At 61.5% G+C, this 18,518-nt stretch carries 17 protein-coding genes and 1 other RNA gene; 3 read left to right on the top strand and 15 right to left on the bottom strand.

The features are described 5' to 3' along the window. Position 1 precedes the first annotated feature (1 nt). The 5 genes from GYK42_RS15895 to rnpB form a co-directional block, all read right to left on the bottom strand. On the bottom strand, positions 2–1,780 hold the full coding sequence (locus GYK42_RS15895; RefSeq protein WP_034748891.1) for a peptidoglycan D,D-transpeptidase FtsI family protein: 1,779 nt from the start codon (positions 1,778–1,780) through the stop codon (positions 2–4). Next, positions 1,780–2,049, bottom strand: coding sequence for a cell division protein FtsL (gene ftsL / locus GYK42_RS15890; RefSeq protein WP_034748894.1), 270 nt, complete (start codon positions 2,047–2,049; stop codon positions 1,780–1,782). The genes GYK42_RS15895 and ftsL overlap by 1 nt, the downstream gene beginning before the upstream one ends. After that, positions 2,046–3,023, bottom strand: coding sequence for a 16S rRNA (cytosine(1402)-N(4))-methyltransferase RsmH (rsmH, locus tag GYK42_RS15885; RefSeq protein WP_166448261.1), 978 nt, complete (start codon positions 3,021–3,023; stop codon positions 2,046–2,048). Before rsmH ends, ftsL begins: the two co-directional genes overlap by 4 nt. A 9-nt stretch (positions 3,024–3,032) precedes the next feature. After that, entirely contained in the window at positions 3,033–3,461 is a 429-nt protein-coding gene (mraZ, locus tag GYK42_RS15880; protein WP_034748899.1) for a division/cell wall cluster transcriptional repressor MraZ, read from the bottom strand. A 661-nt stretch (positions 3,462–4,122) separates the two neighbouring features. Next, positions 4,123–4,477, bottom strand: an RNA gene (rnpB, locus tag GYK42_RS15875) — RNase P RNA component class A. A gap of 198 nt (positions 4,478–4,675) precedes the next feature. Between rnpB and GYK42_RS15870 the strand changes: the two genes are divergently transcribed. Then, complete coding sequence (locus tag GYK42_RS15870; protein ID WP_166448260.1) at positions 4,676–6,379, top strand: thiamine pyrophosphate-binding protein; 1,704 nt, start codon at positions 4,676–4,678, stop codon at positions 6,377–6,379. Between the two features lie 73 nt (positions 6,380–6,452). On the opposite strand, the gene GYK42_RS15865 is transcribed toward GYK42_RS15870, so the two are convergent. From GYK42_RS15865 to GYK42_RS15820, 10 genes are all read right to left on the bottom strand, one after another. Next, complete coding sequence (locus tag GYK42_RS15865; protein WP_166448259.1) at positions 6,453–6,995, bottom strand: hypothetical protein; 543 nt, start codon at positions 6,993–6,995, stop codon at positions 6,453–6,455. 151 nt (positions 6,996–7,146) lie between these two features. Further along, a complete protein-coding gene (locus GYK42_RS15860) occupies positions 7,147–8,226 on the bottom strand; it encodes a porin (RefSeq protein WP_166448258.1) in 1,080 nt (359 codons plus the stop codon). A gap of 973 nt (positions 8,227–9,199) precedes the next feature. Further along, positions 9,200–9,655 carry a nuclear transport factor 2 family protein gene (locus tag GYK42_RS15855; protein WP_166448257.1) on the bottom strand — a complete coding sequence of 152 codons (456 nt, stop codon included), beginning with the start codon at positions 9,653–9,655 and terminating at the stop codon, positions 9,200–9,202. Continuing rightward, positions 9,652–10,419, bottom strand: coding sequence for an SDR family NAD(P)-dependent oxidoreductase (locus GYK42_RS15850; RefSeq protein WP_166448256.1), 768 nt, complete (start codon positions 10,417–10,419; stop codon positions 9,652–9,654). Before GYK42_RS15850 ends, GYK42_RS15855 begins: the two co-directional genes overlap by 4 nt. Beyond that, positions 10,416–10,976: a DUF3833 domain-containing protein gene (locus GYK42_RS15845; RefSeq protein WP_166448255.1), complete on the bottom strand. Its 561-nt coding sequence runs from the start codon at positions 10,974–10,976 to the stop codon at positions 10,416–10,418. Before GYK42_RS15845 ends, GYK42_RS15850 begins: the two co-directional genes overlap by 4 nt. After that, positions 10,967–12,253, bottom strand: coding sequence for an MFS transporter (locus tag GYK42_RS15840; RefSeq protein WP_166448254.1), 1,287 nt, complete (start codon positions 12,251–12,253; stop codon positions 10,967–10,969). Before GYK42_RS15840 ends, GYK42_RS15845 begins: the two co-directional genes overlap by 10 nt. Beyond that, a complete protein-coding gene (locus GYK42_RS15835) occupies positions 12,250–12,798 on the bottom strand; it encodes a chalcone isomerase family protein (protein ID WP_166448253.1) in 549 nt (182 codons plus the stop codon). Before GYK42_RS15835 ends, GYK42_RS15840 begins: the two co-directional genes overlap by 4 nt. Before the next feature lie 2 nt (positions 12,799–12,800). Next, entirely contained in the window at positions 12,801–13,964 is a 1,164-nt protein-coding gene (locus GYK42_RS15830; protein WP_166448306.1) for an SAM-dependent methyltransferase, read from the bottom strand. A gap of 68 nt (positions 13,965–14,032) precedes the next feature. Continuing rightward, positions 14,033–14,830, bottom strand: a complete 798-nt coding sequence (locus tag GYK42_RS15825; RefSeq protein WP_166448252.1) for a DUF1365 domain-containing protein — start codon at positions 14,828–14,830, stop codon at positions 14,033–14,035. Further along, positions 14,820–16,133 (bottom strand): NAD(P)/FAD-dependent oxidoreductase, encoded by a 1,314-nt coding sequence (locus GYK42_RS15820; RefSeq protein ID WP_166448251.1) that lies wholly within the window; start codon positions 16,131–16,133, stop codon positions 14,820–14,822. Before GYK42_RS15820 ends, GYK42_RS15825 begins: the two co-directional genes overlap by 11 nt. A gap of 203 nt (positions 16,134–16,336) precedes the next feature. Between GYK42_RS15820 and GYK42_RS15815 the strand changes: the two genes are divergently transcribed. Further along, positions 16,337–17,278, top strand: a complete 942-nt coding sequence (locus GYK42_RS15815) for a MerR family transcriptional regulator (RefSeq protein WP_166448250.1) — start codon at positions 16,337–16,339, stop codon at positions 17,276–17,278. A 164-nt stretch (positions 17,279–17,442) separates the two neighbouring features. Next, on the top strand, positions 17,443–18,510 hold the full coding sequence (gene ftsY, locus GYK42_RS15810) for a signal recognition particle-docking protein FtsY (RefSeq protein WP_166448249.1): 1,068 nt from the start codon (positions 17,443–17,445) through the stop codon (positions 18,508–18,510). The last annotated feature ends 8 nt before the right edge of the window (positions 18,511–18,518 follow it).

The following is an 18,518-nucleotide window of genomic DNA, read 5'->3' as shown; positions in this document are numbered from 1 at the left end:
TTCACATGGCCTCCGGGCCGGCATTGGCCGGGACCACGATTTCGGTAACGGAGGAATCGGGCGGTACGTTCATCGCGCGCAGCGCGTTGGTCGCAATCGCCGCGAAAGCGGGAGCGGCAACCTGGCCGCCATAGTGGGCGGGGCCGGTCGGTTCATCGATCATCACGGCAATGATGAAGCGCGGGGCCGACATCGGCACCATGCCCACGAAAGAGCCGATATATTTGCGCGGCATCGCATAGCGGCCGTTTTCCACTTTATAGGCGGTACCCGTCTTGCCGCCGACTCTGTAGCCGGCGACCTGGGCGCGCTTGGCCGAGCCGTGCGCGCCGGAGACCACGAGTTCGAGCATGGCGCGCATTTCGGCGGCCGTCTTCGGCTTGATCACTTGCTGGCCCACGGGCAGTTCATTGACCTTCTGGAACGACAGGGGAATCGTGTCGCCATCGCGCGCGAACATCATGTAGGAGCGCGCCAGCTGGATCAGCGACACGGAAATGCCGTTACCGTAGCTCATGGTCGCCTGCTCCACCGGGCGCCACGATTTATACGGACGCACACGGCCGGCCACGGCGCCGGGGAAGCCCCATTTCGGCTGCTGGCCGAAGCCCACCTTGGTAAACATTTCCCACATTTCCTGCGACGGCATGCCCAGCGCGATTTTCGAGGTGCCGATGTTCGACGACATCTCGATGATTTCGGAAACGTTGATCACGCCGTGCGGCTTGGTGTCCGTGATCGTGCGGTCGGCGATGGTGTAGCGGCCCGGGCCAGTGTCGATCAGGGTGCCCGGCTTGACCCGGCCCGTGTCGAGCGCCAGCGAGACCGTGATCGGCTTCAGGGTCGAACCTGGCTCAAAAGTATCGGTCATGACGCGATTGCGCAGCTGCTGGCCCGTGAGCTTGCGACGGTCATTCGGATCGTAGCTCGGATAATTGGCCAGGGCCAGCACTTCGCCCGTGTGCACGTCGAGCACCACGGCGCCGCCGGCCTTGGCGTTGAATTTCTCAACCGCTTCCTTCAGCTGCGTGAAGGCGATGTACTGGATCTTGCTGTCGACGGACAGGGTCAGGTCCTTGCCGTCATGCGGTTCGTGGATGAAGCCGATGTCTTCGACGATGTGGCCCAGACGGTCCTTGATCACGCGGCGGCTGCCGGTAGTGCCGACGAGGGTCTTCTGCTGCGCCAGTTCCATGCTTTCCTGGCCCACGTCTTCCACGTTGGTAAAGCCCACCACGTGGGTCATCACTTCGCCCTGTGGATAAAAGCGCTTGTATTCCTTGCGTTCGTCGATGCCGTCTATGCCCAGCTTGGAGATCTTGTCGGCCACGTCCATCTCGACCTGACGTTTCAGGTAAACAAAGCTGCGGTCCGAATCGAGCTTCTTGCGCAATTCGTTGACGTTCATTTCCAGCAGACCGGCCAGCGCATTAATTTTTTCGGGCGACGCCTGCAGCACGTCGTCGGGAATGGCCCAAATGGCTTTCACGGGCACGGACGAGGCGAGCACCTGGCCATTGCGGTCGGTGATCTTGCCGCGCGTGGCCGGCAATTCCAGGGTGCGCTCATAGCGCGCCTTGCCCTGCTTTTGCAGGAACTGCGTCGACACGCCTTGCAGCCACAGGGCGCGCGCGCCCAGGCCGGCGAAGGCAAAGAACAGCAGGAACAGCACGACGCGCGAACGCCAGACGGGCAGACGCACCGCCAGTACGGGGTTCTTCGAGAATGGCACGCCTTTCGATGCCGCCACCCGGCCGTTGCTATTACCGCCCAACTTCATTATTCACCCTCCGTCAGGTATTGCGTACGCGCCGCCGTCAGCGGCGTCATGCTCAGGTCGCGCCGTGCGATCGATTCGATGCGTTCATGCTTGCCCAAAGTGGACTGGTCCAGCTGCAGTTGCGCCCAGTCGATGTCGAGCTGGCGCGACAGCGCTTGCGCGCGTTCCAGGTCGATCAGCAGGTGGCGCGACTGGTACTGCGCGTTCACCAGCGACAGGCCGCAGCACACCAGCAGGGCCGACAGCACGACACACAGCTTGCCAGTCATCGGACGCCGCCGTTTGCAGGGGCGGCCAGCGGCAAACGCTGCGCCACGCGCATCACGGCCGAACGCGAACGGGGGTTGCCCTCGATCTCGGCGTCGGACGGTTTCATTTTCGAAATCAGCTTCATTTCCGGCTGCGGCAAGTCGACCGCGCGGATTGGCAGGCGGCGGTCAGGCTGCTCCACGTTCGCCTTCGAGGCGAAGAAGCGCTTGACCATGCGGTCTTCCAGAGAATGAAAACTGATCACGGCCATGCGCGCGCCAGGCGCCAGGCAGGCATACGCCTGGTTCAGACCGATCTCGAGATCCTCGAGCTCTTTGTTAATGAAAATGCGGATTGCCTGAAAGGTGCGGGTAGCGGGGTCCTTACCCTTCTCGCGGGTCTTGACGGCGCCTGCCACGATGCCGGCAAGCTGTCGTGTGCTTGAAATTGGCTGGACTGCCCGGCCAGCAACAATCGCCTTTGCAATCTGAAAAGCAAACCGTTCTTCCCCATAATCGCGTATCACTTTCTCTAAATTCTGCTCGGTTTCCACCGCCAGCCATTCGGCCGCGGAGATGCCGCGCGTGGTATCCATGCGCATGTCCAGCGGTCCGTCGTTGCGGAAGCTGAAACCGCGCGCCGCGTCGTCGACCTGCGGCGACGAGATGCCCAGGTCGAGCAAAATGCCGTCCACCTGCTGCACGCCGCGTTCGGCCAAGCTGGCCGTCATGGTGGCAAAGCTGTCATGGACGATCTGGAAACGGGGATCGGCGATCTGTTCGGCCGTGGCGATGGCTTGCAAATCCTTGTCAAAGCCGATCAGGCGCGCGTCATCGGCCAGGCGCGACAGGATCAAGCGGCTATGGCCGCCGCGGCCAAACGTGCCATCGACGTAAACGCCGTGCGCGCGGTCGCCCGTCAGGTCGAGCGCATCGACCGCTTCATCGAGCAGCACCGTGCGATGCTGAAATTCCGGCACCGTGAGTTGTGTCATTACGGAGCCTTAGAAAGAAAAATTGGAAAGTACATCGGGGGTGCCGGCATCGATCGCCTGCTGTTCTTTGTCGGCCAATTTGGCGGCATCCCATATTTCAAAGTGGCTGCCCATGCCGATCATCATCACTTCGCGCGCCAGCCCGACGGCGTTGCGCAATTCGGGCGAGATCAGCACGCGGCCGGCCGAGTCCAGCTCGACGTCGACGGCGTTGCCGAGGAAGATGCGCTGCCAGGCGCGCGCCGACATGGGCCAGGCGGCGATTTGCTGGCGGTGGCTTTCCCACACGGGACGGGGGAAAAACAGCAGGCAGCCATCGGGGTGTTTGGTCAGGGTCAAACGGCCTTCGCATTGAATCGCCAGCGCGTCACGGTGCTTGGCAGGGATAGACATCCTGCCTTTGGCATCGAGATTGATTGCGGACGCGCCTTGAAACACGGAAGACCTTTTTTGAGCTTGGCTTGCGACGCTTGCGCATCACGATAAAAAGGGAAAATTTCCCACAAAAACACACTTTTTCACACAGTTGCCCACTTTAGAGGAAGCAAAGATAGTGGTCAAGCGGTTTCCGATTGGCAAAACAGGAATTTTATTAATGAAATTAAGGACTTAGCGCATATCGTTGAAGGAGTCTCAAATAAAAATATATCGATAAATTAGATACTTATGAAAGATAGTGAATGTGCTACCTCATCTGCACACATGTGTTTTCCTACCGTAAACATCGAAAAAAACGAAATCAAATAATTGAATTTTTTACAGTTAGTTGACACATGACAATAATTTCGTCATCCAGGCACAACAGCAATCAGCGGCACTGAAAGACTTGGTTTAAAGCAAAAAATAATCGTCGATGGCGCGTATCGGCCCTGTTTTCCGGGGCTGGCCTGACGCAGGAAAACTATTTTTGCAATGCAGCAATTAATTGGAAGCAAGAAACTTTAACCAATTGTTCACTTTTAATTGTCTATACAACTTTATCCTCGCTGCACTATTTTTAGATACAAAAAAAGCCCCTTCGCGGGGGCTTTTGCTTGGCGCGCAGCAGGTAAACCGCTGCGGTCAAGATACTCCCTGGCAAGCCAGGGAACAGGAATTCAAGTGAAGCAGGCCGGTAGGCCGGATTTTGTTACGGCGCCTTCCCTTGCAGGTTGGCGCTATGACAGTCATTCCTCTAGGCGCCAGATTACTCGGGCGCTCAAGCTTTCTACCCGCACGCTCCGCGAGCAGCATCATCGCGTGCCTATTTGAAATTGCACCAGGTGGAGGTTACCGCGTTTCACCGTAACTTAATACGCTCGTCTCTGTGGCCCTATTCCTCGCCTTATACCATGGGCTAACTGCGCTTGCGGCTTTCAGCGGACGGCCGTTAACCGTCACCCCGCTCTATGGAGTCCGGACCTTCCTCCCGCCAGCGCATTGCTGCACCGGCCAGCGACTGTCTGGCCTGCTTCACCCGCCATTGTACCGCGCCGCAGCATGTTTCTGCAAAAGCGCGCCACATCAGCCGGGGGATTGTGTAATTCGGTGTCGCCATTTCAAAAGCCGGGCCAAATCGGCTCACATAGAATGAGGCAAGCTGCTTGCATGCAGGCGCATGCGCACCGCTTGCCCCATTTCTTTGCCACCCACTAGAATATAAAGAGCCGAACATGACGCAACAATCCCGTACCGGCGGCCAGATCCTGGTCGATGCCCTGCAGATCCACGGTGTCGACACCGCCTTTGGCGTGCCTGGCGAAAGCTACCTGGACGTGCTCGACGCCCTGCACGACTCGGGCATCCGCTTCATCATCAACCGCCAGGAAGGCGGCGCCGCCTTCATGGCCGAAGCCTACGGCAAGCTGACGGGCAAGCCGGGCATCTGTTTCGTCACGCGCGGGCCGGGCGCCACCAACGCCTCGATCGGCGTGCACACGGCCTACCAGGACTCGACCCCGATGATCCTGTTCATCGGCCAGGTGGGCAATGATTTCGTCGACCGCGAAGCGTTCCAGGAAATCGACTACCGCCGCATGTATGGCCAGATGGCCAAGTGGGTGGCGCAGATCGACCGCGCCGAGCGCATTCCCGAATACCTGGCGCGCGCCTTCCAGGTGGCCACCAGCGGGCGTCCCGGCCCCGTCGTGCTGGCCTTGCCCGAAGACATGCTGATCTCCATGGCGACTGTCGCCGACACGCGCGCCTACCAGCCGGTGCAGGCGGCGCCGTCCGACGCCCAGCTGCAGCAGCTGCGCGCCATGCTGGCGGCCGCGAAGCAGCCGCTGGTCTTGCTCGGCGGCACCACCTGGACGCCGCAAGCGTGCGCCGACCTGCAGCAGTTCGCGGAAAGCAACCACCTGCCCGTCGCCTGCGCCTTCCGCTTCCAGGACTTGCTCGACAATGCACACCCGAACTACATCGGCGACGTCGGCATCGGCATCAACCCGAAACTGGCCGCGCGCGTGAAAAATGCCGACCTGGTCATCGCCATCGGCCCGCGCCTGGGCGAAATGACGACAGGCGGCTACACGCTGTTCGACTCGCCCGTGCCGCGCCAGCGCCTCGTGCACATCCATACGGATGCCGAGGAACTGGGCAGCGTCTACCAGGCTGAACTGATGATCAACAGCGGCATGCCGCAAGTGTGCGCCATGCTGGCCGCCATGACCCCCGTCGACGCTTCCACATGGAAACATACACCGGCCGAAGCCAAGGCCGAACTGGCCGCCTACCAGGAGCGCCCGCCCATCTTCCAGGATGGCCAGGCGCCGCTGGACCTGTGGCAGGTAACGCAGGAGATCATGGCGCAAGTGCCGGCCGACACGATCCTGACGAACGGCGCCGGCAACTACGCCTCGTGGGCGCACCGCTTCTACCGCTACGGCGGCATGCGCACCCAGCTGGCGCCAACGAACGGCGCCATGGGCTACGGCGTGCCGTCCGGCGTGGCGGCCAAGATCGTGCATCCGGAACGCACCGTGATCACTTTTGCCGGCGACGGCGAATACATGATGAATGGCCAAGAACTGGCCACGGCCGTGCAATACCAGGCGGGCGTGGTCATCATCGTCTTCAATAACCAGATGTTCGGCACCATCCGCATGCACCAGGAGCGCGATTATCCGGGCCGCGTGTCGGGCACGACCCTGCACAACCCGGATTTCGCGGCGCTGGCGCAGGCGTACGGCGCACAAGGCGAAGTGGTGAATACGACGGAAGAGTTCGCCCCTGCACTGCAACGGGCGCTGACGCACGCCAAGGCGCACAACTTGCCGGCCCTGATCGAGCTGCGCTATGACGGCAACCTGATCACGCCGAACGCAACACTCGCCACCATCCGCGCCACGGCGGAAAAGGCGCAAGCGGTCAAATAAGCCCCTTGCAACGCTGCAAATAACAAAGGCCCGGTCGATACCGGGCCTTTTTCTTTTTGACGGCGGTAATCGCTCAGGCCGCGGGCACCGGCGCGCTTTCCTCGGCAGGCACTGCCTCGGCCGGCGCTTGGGGCATCGGCGGGCATGGCGTGCAGTTTTTCAGGGGGCGGCCGAAATCGCGCACACGGCTCAATTTCATGGGCATGCGCACGTTGCCGCCGCAGTAATCGCCTTCCAGGGTCAGGGTTTGCCCATCCTTGGAAAACTTGCCGACGATGGTGCGCTCTTCGCTGTCGGCGCCGGCAATGGTGAAGTCGAAAACGCCCGTGGCGGCGTCCAGGTTGACGTCGTTGGCCACGATAGGCCAGCTCAGGGCGCCTGCCGTGAATTCATAGATGACGGAATCGGCCTCGGCAAAGCGGTGCAAGGTGACGCGCTGGCCGCCGATTTCGCCGCTATCCTTTTGCAGGCACAGGTCGGAATAGACGGCCACGCCATAGCGCTCCAGTCCAGCCGGTTTCTTGCCCTTCACGGCAGCGGCAGCGGCGCCCGTGGCGCCAGCGAGCAGCAGCGCAGCCAGCATGGCGGCCAGGCGCGGCGATGTGAATGAATACATGGCATTCCTTTACTTGAGTAACGGCGCCATTATAACTGGCGCCGCCAATGCAAAAACGCGCCGCCAGGACTAGCCTGGAGACGCGTTTCCTTGCTTGCCAGCATCCCCGAAGGGATGCTGGCAGCGGTACTAAGCTTCGCTTGCGCGAATATTAGAACGAGTGACGAACGCCAACGTTGAAGGCTTTGTCGCCCGTACCGGCGTTGCTGTTGTTGCCAACAGTGTAACCAGCGTTGTTTTTGTTCGAGATCTTGGCGTACGAAGCGTAGGTGCTGGTGCGCTTCGACAGAGCGTACGAGTAGCCCAGTGCGAACTGGTTAGCATCGGCGTTCAGGCCCGATTTGTCGTTCACGTGGATGATCGAAGCCATCACGGTGCCGGCTGGACCAACTGGTACCGTTGCGCCGATCAGGGCGGTGGTGCTGTCGTCGCTGGTAGCGGCCGAAACGTAGTTGAACGCATTGACGTTACCGTTGTTACGCAGCGAGCTGTTAGCACCTTTGTTGACGCCGTATGCAACATACGCTTTCGCAACTGCGAAGTCGTAGTTAGCTGCAGCCAACCAGTTACGTGCGCTGCCAGCATCGCTGATGGCGGTTTCGTTGCTGGTGGTGTTGTAAGCCAGACGTGCATTCAGAGGACCGTTAGCGTAGCCAACCGACGCGCCCATTTGGCGACCGATTTTGCTGGATACCAGGCTCTCTTGGCCGTTGTTGGCGGTGCTGTAAGCAACGTCAGCATCGAAGCCGTTGAAGTTAGGCGAGGTGTACAGCACGGTGTTGCTGGTGCGGGTCGTGTTCGCTGGGAACAAGTTTTTAGCGGAACCAGCGTAGCCAGCTGCGAATGGATCAGCAACTTTCGACAGGGTGTTGTACCAAGGGGTGTATTGACGACCCAGGGTTACGGTACCAGCCGTTTTGCTGCTCAGACCAACGTAAGCTTGACGATTGAACAAGGTACCTGCAACATCTTGTTGACCGTTGTCAACGCCGAAGCCCGATTCCAGAACGAACAGTGCCGACAGGCCGCTGCCCAGATCTTCGGTGCCTTTGAAGCCGATACGGGAAGCCGAAGCAATGCCGCTGTCGATTTTGTTAACGTTGCCGTTAACACCGCCGCGCTCGCTGACGAAACCAGCGTCAACGGTACCGTAGATAACAACGCTCGATTGAGCTTGGGCTACGCCAGTGGCTGCTGCCAGAACTGCCAGGGTGATCAGAGTTTTTTTCATTGCGATTTCCTTTAATTTTTGAAGCAAAAAGTAATACAGCCTATGCATCTCGAGCTGCGCTCTAGCAGAGCGCTTTTTATGAGTGAGGGCAAGGTCTCCACCTGCCACATTGCTGTTCCGGTCAGGGGAACATTCATATCGGTATCGGCACGCTATTGCACCGATAAGCTTGAAGGCTGCATAACGACCGTCATTCGTGCGCCGGTTCGGTGCTCAAACGGCACCGGAAGCGGCACTATAACGACCGTTTCACATTCCATCAAGTTCCAACATGTTACTTCCGGTACCAGGCCGAGGGCTTTTTCAGGCATCCCGACCATCGCCAACCGTACTACGCGACAGAGCCAGTGCCCCTTGCCAACCAATGCATTGGCCTGATTGACCATTCCATCATAGCGCATGCCTTGTCGACACCCGTTGTATTAGTGCAACAGTATCAGGCGAGTGATTAAAACGTCAACATGCTTTACCCGTCATTTGCCCGCCAAGATTTACGCGACAAAGCGCGCAGTTTGTCAGGCGATAATGGATAAACGGAACGAAGCATACACGGCATCGCCAATGTTTGCTGCCGAAGGCCCAAAAACGGGAAATACTGCGCCCAATTTTGGTGCGTTGCCGCATTATTCAGGGGCGTAGGCGCCATTTTCGACGTCGGCGCGCGCGTCAGAAAAATAGGCAGAGTAACAAGACAATTACTGACTTTCCGGTAATTTAAATTGCTCACATAGAAATGTTTTCCATGTTTTACAGCCAACTCTTCAACTATCCGATTGGAACGGATGAGGACGACTCTTGCTTGCAAATTGCGCATCAGTTGAAACAATTTCTTACAATGTTGCCTTCTCAATATTTTGACATATTTGTGTCTAAAAAACGACACTTTGACCGAAATCAAGTTTTCGCCTGCCCCATTTCATAGAATTTACTTTTTCTTTTTGCATTTTTTGCTTAAAAGCATCGCGAAACCACCTTAACGCTGGCTTGCACGCCGCAGCAGGCGCATGAAACCGCCCAACAACGGCAGTTTTTCATACAATTCTTCCGCCACATCCCAATAATCGCGGTGCACGGCCACCCGTCCCTGCGTATCGAAGCGCACATGGGTTGCGCCACGAATGCACTGTTCGCCAGATACCAGTCGTTTCATGCGGAAGCGAAATTCCCACGTCAGGAATGCTTGCTGCCCCTGCCCAAGGCTTTCCAGCACGACAAACCGGGGCGCATCGACTTGCACGAACATGTGCTCGAATATGGCCAGGATGGCGGCGTGGCCCACCACCTCGTTGAATGGGTCCTTGAACTGGGCATCTGGCGCATACACGGCGCCCAGCTGGGCCAGGCTTTCCAGGCTCAGGTGCTCGTAAAACCCCACCAGGCGCGCCAGCGCCTCCTCCACGCGTTCCGTGTCCGGCATGCTTGCGCTCATACGCCCGTCACCTTGCGGATCAGCCAAAAATAGGCGCGGTACGGCAACAGCCGCGCCAAGCGCAGGGTATTCGTAAAGCGCTTGGGAAAGTGGATGTGGAACTGGCCCCGCTCGATGCCGTCGAGCATGGCGGCCGCCGCGTCCCGCGCCGTCATCAGGGCCGGCATGGTGAAATCGTTGTCTGCAGTCAAGGGGGTGGCGACAAAACCAGGGTTGATTTGATACACATCAATCCCGCGTGGATGCAAATCCAGATACAGCGACTCCGTCAGGTTGATCAGCGCTGCCTTGCTGGCGCCGTACGCGAGCGCCTTGGGCAAGCCGCCATAACCGGCCACCGAAGCGACGATGCCGATGCCGCCGCCGCCCTGGCGCAACAGCCACGGCAAGGCTTGCTCCAGGCAATTGAAGACGCCGCCCACATTCAGGGCCAGCAAACCCTGGGCCGCCTCGAGGTCAAAGCTATCGGCGCGCATGGCCTGATAGCCGCCAGCGACCACCAGTATCAAGTCGATATGCGTCCATTGCTGCTGCAATTGCGCGCAGACGGCCCGCAGCTGCGCGTGCTGGGTGATATCGAGCGGCAATGCCTGCGCCAGCGGCTGCCCTTCGCACAGCTGCTCCAGGCTGGCGCGATGGCGGGCCGACAAGGCCACGCTGGCGCCCTGCTCCAGCAGCAAGGTGGCGCACGCGGCGCCGATGCCGCTGGAAGCACCGATGATCCACACGTGCTTGCCGGCCCAGTTGGTGATCTTGCGATTCATGGGGCCGCCTGTGGACGCTTGCTGAACGATAAGGTGACGGCGCCCAGGCTGAAGCCGAACTTGCTCATGGCGGCGCGGTTGAGCATGACCTTGTCATCCATCAGGAACATCCAGTCCTCGAAGTCGACGTGATAGACCGTGCCATCGACGGGCAGCGCCAGCACGTATTGCCAGCGCAGCGCATTGCCGGCCACTTCGCCGACGGCCTCGCCTATTACGTCGGGTGCGGTACCGATGAAGCGTCCGGGCGCCGTCTTGCGCAAGGTCCACATGCGGCGTTGTCTGCTGCCGTCCGAATACGTGAAATCCTCGTCCAGCGTACCCGTCTCGCCCACCCAGCTGGCCCGCATCACGACGGTGAAACGCTTGACCACCTTGCCGGAGCGGTCCTGGAAGATGCCATGGGCGTCGAGCGTGCCGTTGAAGTACTGCTGCAAGTCCAGCTTGGGTGTTTCCTGCGCGTACATGGCCGGCGTGGGAGCCGTGGAGCAGGCAGACAACGCCAGCAGCAAAGCGGCCGCCGTCATGCCGCGCCGGCAATAGCTCATCAGGTACATGGTCGATACTCCCGGGGTTCACTATATATATGTTGTAAAGGCGCGCGCCACAGCAGCAGCGCCGCCAGCAGTTTCAAGGCGCAGGGCAGCAAGGCGTAGGCCGCCGCCAGGGCCGGCAAGCCGCCGCCGCCGCTGCCCGGCACGTAGCCGAGCCAGGCCAGCAGGGGCAAGGCGATGCCGGCCGCCAGCGCCAGGCTCATCTGCACGCCCCAGTTCCACCAGCCGAAATATGCCGCTTCGTGCCGTCCGGCATGGCCGGCCGCGCCAATCAGCCCCGCCAGCAGGGCCGGCGGCAAGGCCAGGTCGGCGCCCAGGGCCAGGCCAGACAGCAGGCAGATGGCGGCAAAGCCCCAGGCGGCGCCTGCGCTCAGGCCATACGCCCAGACAAACACGGTCGCGGCCAGCAGCATGGCGCCGCCCCAGGCGCGCGCCTCGCCAAAGCGGCGCGCCAGCGCCACCCACACGGGCATCGAGGCTGCCGCCGCGCAAAAGTAAACGATCAAAAACGGTCCGGCGTAATGCCCGAGGCGCAAGTAATCACCGGCAAAGAACAGGAACAGCGTGGCGGGAATGGCGGCCGCCACGCCATTGACAAGCAAGACGGCAAACAGCCAGCGGAACGCGCGCTGGCGAAATGGCAGCTTCCAGCCAGTGCCAGTTCGGGAGACCGCCTCCCCGTCACTGCGCAAAGCCGGACGCGGCGCGCGCGCCAGCAGCAGCGCGCCCGCCGCCAGCAGGCAGACGGCAAAGGCCAGCGACAAGCCGTCATAGCCGAACACCGAAGTGAGCCCCGCCGCCAGGATCACGCCGAACAAGCCGCAGCCTTCGCGCACGGCCGTCACCCGCGCCCGCTGCGCGCGCAGCTGGCTCAGGGCCGCACCCCAGCTCTGGTGCGCGATGCCGGCCAGGCCATAGGCGGTGTAGACGAGCAGCAAGGCAGCCAGGAACCAGGCCAGGGTGGCCGTTTCCCGCATGGCGGGTGGATGGAACAGGGCGCCAAAGCCCAGCAGCAGCAAGGGTAGCGAGGCGCCGACATATACGGCATAGCTGCGCCCGCCACGCGCCATCCAGGCACCCAAGGCAGGATCGATGAAGGCGGCGGCGATGCGGGCCGCCAGCAGCACGGCGCCGATCTGCGCCAGGTCCAGGCTGCTGCGTTGCGCATAAAACGGCGCTACATATATATAGATGGGCAGCGCCAGCATGGCCAGCGGCAAGCCGAACAGGCCATAACTGAACAAGGCTGGCAAGCTCAAGGCGCTGCCCACGGCATTCATGGCAGCGGGGCCGCACTCTGCAGCAAGGCCGCGCGCAGCTTCGGTGCCGTCGTCGACGGCGACAGCCAGATGGCAAAGAAGGCGCGCGCGAAGTCGCCATCGCTCACGTCCGCCAGCACCTTGCCGTCGAGGTAAAAGCGCACACCGGGCGCGATGCCGGCCCGGTAGACGCCCGCGATGCGCTGGTCTTCCTTGACGTCAGGAAAGATGCGCTGCATGGCGGCCAGCCACGCCAGGCGCTGCTCCGGCGTGCCCGCGCCGATTTTCTGCATCTGTTCATAACTGGCTTCGGCGATCTTCTTGCCGTCGAGCGCACGCGCATAGCGCAATTCCAGCGCAAACGGCGCCGTTTCGGACGCCGCGCCCTGGTAGCCTTGCGGGCCCACCCACAGTTGCGCCCGATAAATACGCATGCCGAACCACGTGTATTCGCCCTCGCCCGCCAGGCGGGCTTCGGGCACGTCGGCAGCGATAAAGGCAGGCGGCGCTGCCACGGCAGCGGACATGGTCAACAACAACACAACAACGGCAAGCAAACGGCGCATGGTCAGTCCTTGATCAGGGTAAATTGCATCACATCCGTGTTGTACGCCTGGAAGGCGGCCTCGCAATACGCAAGGTAAAATTCCCAGGTCAGCAGGAAACGGCCATCGAAACCCTGCTTTTCCAGCGCCGTGCGCTGGGCCAGGAAGCTGGCGCGCCACTGGCGCAAGGTTTCCGCATAATCGAGGCCAAAGCTGAAAGCGTCTTCCACGCGCAGGCCCTGCGCCTCGGCGGCGCGGCGAAACTCGGCCGGCGACGGCAGCATGCCGCCCGGGAAAATGTACTGTTGAATAAAATCCGTGCTCTTGCTGTAGCGCTCGAACAGTTCATCGGCGATGACGATGGTCTGGATGCAGGCCCGTCCTCCCAGCTTCAGGTTGCGCGCCACGCAGGCAAAATAGCCGGGCCAGTAGCTTTGCCCCACGGCTTCGAACATCTCGATCGAGGCGATGGCGTCGTACTGGCCGGCGCTGTCGCGGTAGTCGCACAGCTGCAGGTCGGCCTGCTCAGCCAGCCCCGCGTCCTGCAGGCGCTGGCGCGCATAGGCAAGTTGCTCCGTGGATAAAGTCAAACCCGTCACGTGGGCGCCATGGTCGCGCGCCGCCGTTTCCGCGAAACCGCCCCAGCCGCAGCCGATTTCCAGCACCCTGGCGCCTGGCTGCAGTTGCAACTGATCGGCGATGCGCCGGTATTTGGCCACTTGCGCCTGCTCCAGGCTGGCGCCTTCGCTGAACAGCGCGCTTGAATACGTCATCGACGGGTCCAGCCACAACTGGTAAAAGGCGTTGCCGATGTCGTAATGGGCGTGGATATTCTTCTTGCTGCCGGCGCGCGAATTGCGGTTGAGTAAATGCCGCAGCTTGTAGACCAGGTTGCCCCACCAGTTGCCGTAGATCAGCGATTCAATCTGCGCGCGGTTGCGTATCATCAGTTCGATCAAGCCGGGCAGATTATCCGTGCGCCAGTCGCCGGCGATAAAGGTTTCCGCAAAGCCGATGTCGCCCGAGCGCAGCACGGCCGAGCACAAACGCCAGTTGTGCAAGTCCAGGGTCACGGGATGACTGCCATCGCCATACAGCAAGATGCTGCCGTCGGGCGTGCGCAGGCGCAGGGCGCCATGCTGCAATTTTTGCAGCAGGCGCAAGATCATGCGCCCGGAGGCGGGCATGTCGAGATGCGAGTGATCGTGACAAACGCTGCTGCGCGCCTGCAGGCCGGTCGGCAGGGAATCGGAGCTCATCGGGACACCTTTTCTTGTGGAGGGTGGGGTTTGCTGAAAAACGGCACGCGACGCAGCCACAGGCGCAAGGCTTGCCAATGGATGCGCGCCATCACGCCAAACGTCATCAGGGGATAGCGCAGCAAGGCCCAGGCGATGGCGCCATCGCGCAGCGGCTGCGCCGTGCCGGACAAGCTCGTCTGCAGCAGTGGACCGTCGAGGTCGTCGTAATCGACCTTGGCCAAGTGGCGTTCGCCGCCCAGTTCGCTATTGCGCAAGAAACGGAAACGATAATTTCCTTCCACCTTGCAAAACGGAGAAACGTGGAAAATTTTATTGGCGCGCAACTCGCTGCCATACGCGATGGCGCCGCCCTGCTCGAGCAGGTACAGGTGACGCTCGCCAAAGGTATTGCGCACATCGCAGACAACGGCCCGCAACGCGCCATCCGGGCGGTGGCAAAACCAGAAACTGACGGGATTGAAGACATAGCCGAACATGCGCGGCATGGTTTGCAGCCAGATTTCGCCGCCCGCATCCAGCACGCCCTGCTGGCGCAGCAAGCCGTCGATCCAGTCCAGCAGCGGCATCGTGCCATCGCCATGGTCGCTGTCGCGGAAGCACAGCACATTGGCGCCGTTGCGTGAAATCAGCCGCGCAGGAAAATCGTGCGCGCCCATGCTGCGCAAGGGCAGGCGCAGATAAAACATGCCGTAAGTAAAAGCATGCGCGCGCGGGCGCAGCCGCGCATGGCGCACCTGTCCCAGGCACAGCTGGGGCTGCGGCGCCACGGGCGGCGATGGATCACGCGGCATGGCCGAGCTCCGCCGTCGCCATGCCATTGAGTATTTGCGCCACGGCCAGGCCCGACTTCAAACCGTCTTCATGGAAACCATAGCCCGTCCAGGCGCCCGCGAACCACGTGTGCTGCGCACCCTGGAAACCGGCCAGGCGCGCCTGGGCGGCAATGGCCGCGCCATCGAACACGGGGTGGGCGTACGAAAATTCGTCGATGATGCTGGCCGGAGCGGGCTCGTCGAGCGGATTGAGCGAGACGATGACGGGCGTGCTGAAAGGCAGCGGCTGCAGCTGGTTCAGCAAGTAATGCACGCACACTTGCGGCGCCTCGCCTTCCGCCACTGCCGGCCGCCCCTGGTAATTCCAGGCGGACCAGGCCTTGCGGCGCTGCGGCAGGCAGGACGCATCCGTATGCAGCACGGCCCGGTTCGGCTGGTAGCGCACGGCTTCCAGCACGGAGCGCTCGTCGTCGCGGATATCGGCCAGCAAGGCCAGCGACTGGTCGCTGTGGCAAGCGAGCACGACGTGATCGACATGCTCGACGCCGGCGGCCGTATGCAGCTCGACCATGCGCGCGCCACCGTGCGGCTGGCGGCGCACGGCCAGCACGGGGCAAGCGAGGCGCTGCTGCGGGATGCCGGCCAGCAGTTTTTCCACGTACGCGCGCGATCCGCCCCGCACCGTGCGCCATTGCGGACGGTCGCTCACTTGCAGCAAGCCATGGTTGTGGCAGAAACGGATGAAAGTGGCCAATGGAAAGGCCAGCATCTGGCGCGCCGGACACGACCAGATGCAGGCGGCCATCGGCAGCAGATACCAGTGGCGGAACTCGTCGCCATAATTGTGCAGGTCGAGAAATTCGCCCAGGGACATGGCCGGCGCCGGCACGCTTCCCGTCGCCAGGGCGCTGGCCTGGCGGTTGAAGCGCAGGATGTCGCGCAGCATGCGCAAGAAGGCGGGGCGCAGCAGATTGCTGCGCTGGGTAAACACGGTATCGACATTGGCGCCCGCCCATTCCAGCACGCGCGCATCGGATGCCGTGCCCAGCGGCATTTTGACGGAAAACGACATGTCGCTGTCGGCCGCCTCGACACCGAGTTCGTCGAACAGTTGCACCAGGTTCGGATAGGTGGCGTGGTTGAACACGAGAAAACCCGTGTCCACGCCATGCGTGACGCCGTCGAGCGTGACATCGACCGTATGACTGTGGCCGCCAAAATAGTCGCCCGCCTCGTACAAGGTGACGTCCTGGCCCGCTTGCGCCAGGCGATAGGCACACGACAATCCTGCAATTCCTGCTCCGACGACGGCAATTTTCATGAGTGCACCCGTGTTAAGTTTGTCCTGGACAAATAAGCCTCATGGATAATCGATGAAATATTGATTTATGTCAATGAGCGTCCTGAGCCATTCAGAAACTTATACGTCGGCAATTTCTAATCGGATTCAGCTATTTGGTACGGGGCAGCGGAAGGCGTAAAATGCACTCCACGTTCTTTTGGCATGCGAGCAAGCCCCCTGGTATGGATACTGACCTGCAACCTACTTCCGCCTTCAGCATCAGCGATGTCGAGCGCGATACCGGACTGGCCAAGGAAACCTTGCGTGTGTGGGAGCGCCGCTATGCCTTTCCCCAGCCCCAGCGCGACGCCTTTGGCGAACGCAGCTACCCGGCCGAGCAAGTGCAAAAATTGCGCATGGTCAAACGCCTGCTGGACCTCGGATTTCGTCCTGGCAAAATCATGCAGCACAGCACCTTGCAACTGCAGCAGCTGGCCAGCGCCGGCAGCGCAGCGCCATCCACGCCGGCACCCCAGCTCGAACACTACCTGTCCCTTTGCCGTGGCCACCAGATGACGGAACTGGGCGACGCCCTGCGCCAGGCGCTGGCCGTGCTGGGCTTGAAAGCGTTCACCATCGACGTGATCGCCCCCCTCACGGGCATGGTGGGCGAAGCGTGGGCTTGCGGCGACCTGGCCGTGTATGAAGAGCATCTGTATAGCGAAACCTTGCAGACGGTGATGCGCCACGCCATCTTTTCCCTGCCGCAAGCAAGCAGCCCGTCCACGCGCACGCCGCGCATCGTCCTCAGCACCTTGCCGCAGGAGCGTCATGGCCTGGGGCTGCTGATGGCCGAAGCGCTGTGCGCGGCGGCCGGCGCCCATTGCATGTCGCTGGGAGTGGAAACGCCGCTGACGGATATCGTCGCGGCCGCCCGCTCGCAGCGGGCCGATATCGTCGCGCTATCGTTTTCCAGCGCGAGCAAGCAACGGCAGACGCGCGACAGCCTGCAGCAGCTGCATGCGAGCTTGCCGTCAAGCATGGAATTGTGGGCCGGCGGACGCAGTCCCGTGTTGTACCGCCAGCCGCCAGCCTTTTTGCACGTGCTGGACTTGCGGCAAGTCGACGAAAGCATCGCCGACTGGCGCCGCCGCCATCAGGCGCTGGCCCTGCAAACCCACTGAACCGGCTGGAAAGCGCGGCAACTGCGGCGATCTCCGTGGATAGCCGCGCAATGTTGCCAATCGAACAGTAAAGCATGAAGGGCCGGGCGCGCTCTGGTAGAATAGCCGGATCAACAGTGTCCGGCGCCGCCGGGCCTAAGGTCAGCACCCGCCACCACACATCCATGTTTAGTTTCTTCAAGAAAAAACCCATCGCTCCCGAGGCTGCGCCAGCCAAGCCCCTCGTCCTTCCCGCCGCCACGCCGCCTGCCGCGCCAGCAGCAGCCCCGTCCGCTGCGCCCCTGAGCGGCGCGCCGGCCGAGCTCGTGCCCGTGATCGTGGCCGCCGAACCCGAGAAAAAATCGTGGATGACGCGCCTGAAGGCCGGCCTGTCGAAAACCTCGAATACCTTGTCCGTGCTGTTCGTCGGCGCAAAGATCGACGACGCCCTGTACGAAGAGCTCGAAGCGGCCTTGCTGATGTCCGACGCGGGCATCGACGCCACGGAATTCCTGCTGACGGAATTGAAGAAAAAGGTCAAGGAAGACAAGCTGCTCGACGCCGCCGCCGTCAAGGCCGCCTTGAAAGTGCTGCTGATCGACCTGCTCTCGCCGCTGGAAAAGCGCTTCGAGCTGGGCCGCCACAAGCCGCTGGTGATGATGATTTCCGGCGTGAATGGCGCCGGCAAGACCACCACCATCGGCAAGCTGGCCAAGCACATGCAGTCGAACAACCAGTCCGTGCTGCTGGCCGCGGGCGACACCTTCCGCGCCGCCGCGCGCGAACAACTGATGGTCTGGGGCGAGCGCAACAACGTTACCGTGATCTCGCAGGAATCGGGCGACCCTGCCGCCGTGGCCTACGACTCCGTGCAATCGGCGAAGGCGCGCGGCATCGACGTGGTCATGGTCGATACGGCGGGACGCTTGCCGACGCAGTTGCACCTGATGGAAGAATTGAAGAAAATCAAGCGCGTGATCGGCAAGGGCATGGATGGCGCGCCGCATGAAACCCTGCTCGTCATCGACGGCAATACGGGCCAGAACGCCCTCACGCAAGTGAAAGCGTTTGACGATGCCCTGCAATTGAGCGGCCTGGTGATCACCAAGCTGGACGGTACCGCCAAGGGCGGGGTGCTGGCGGCGATTGCCCGCGTGCGCCCCGTGCCTGTGTATTTCATCGGCATCGGTGAGAAAATTGAAGACTTGCAGCCTTTTGTGGCTGCCGAATTTGTCGAAGCGCTGCTCGGATAAGCCTATAC

The sequence above is a fragment of the Janthinobacterium lividum genome (genome assembly GCF_011601275.1).
Classification (GTDB): domain Bacteria; phylum Pseudomonadota; class Gammaproteobacteria; order Burkholderiales; family Burkholderiaceae_D; genus Janthinobacterium; species Janthinobacterium lividum_E.
The sequence above is the reverse complement of the archived record's forward strand: the minus strand, read 5'-3'. Positions and strand labels throughout refer to the sequence as shown.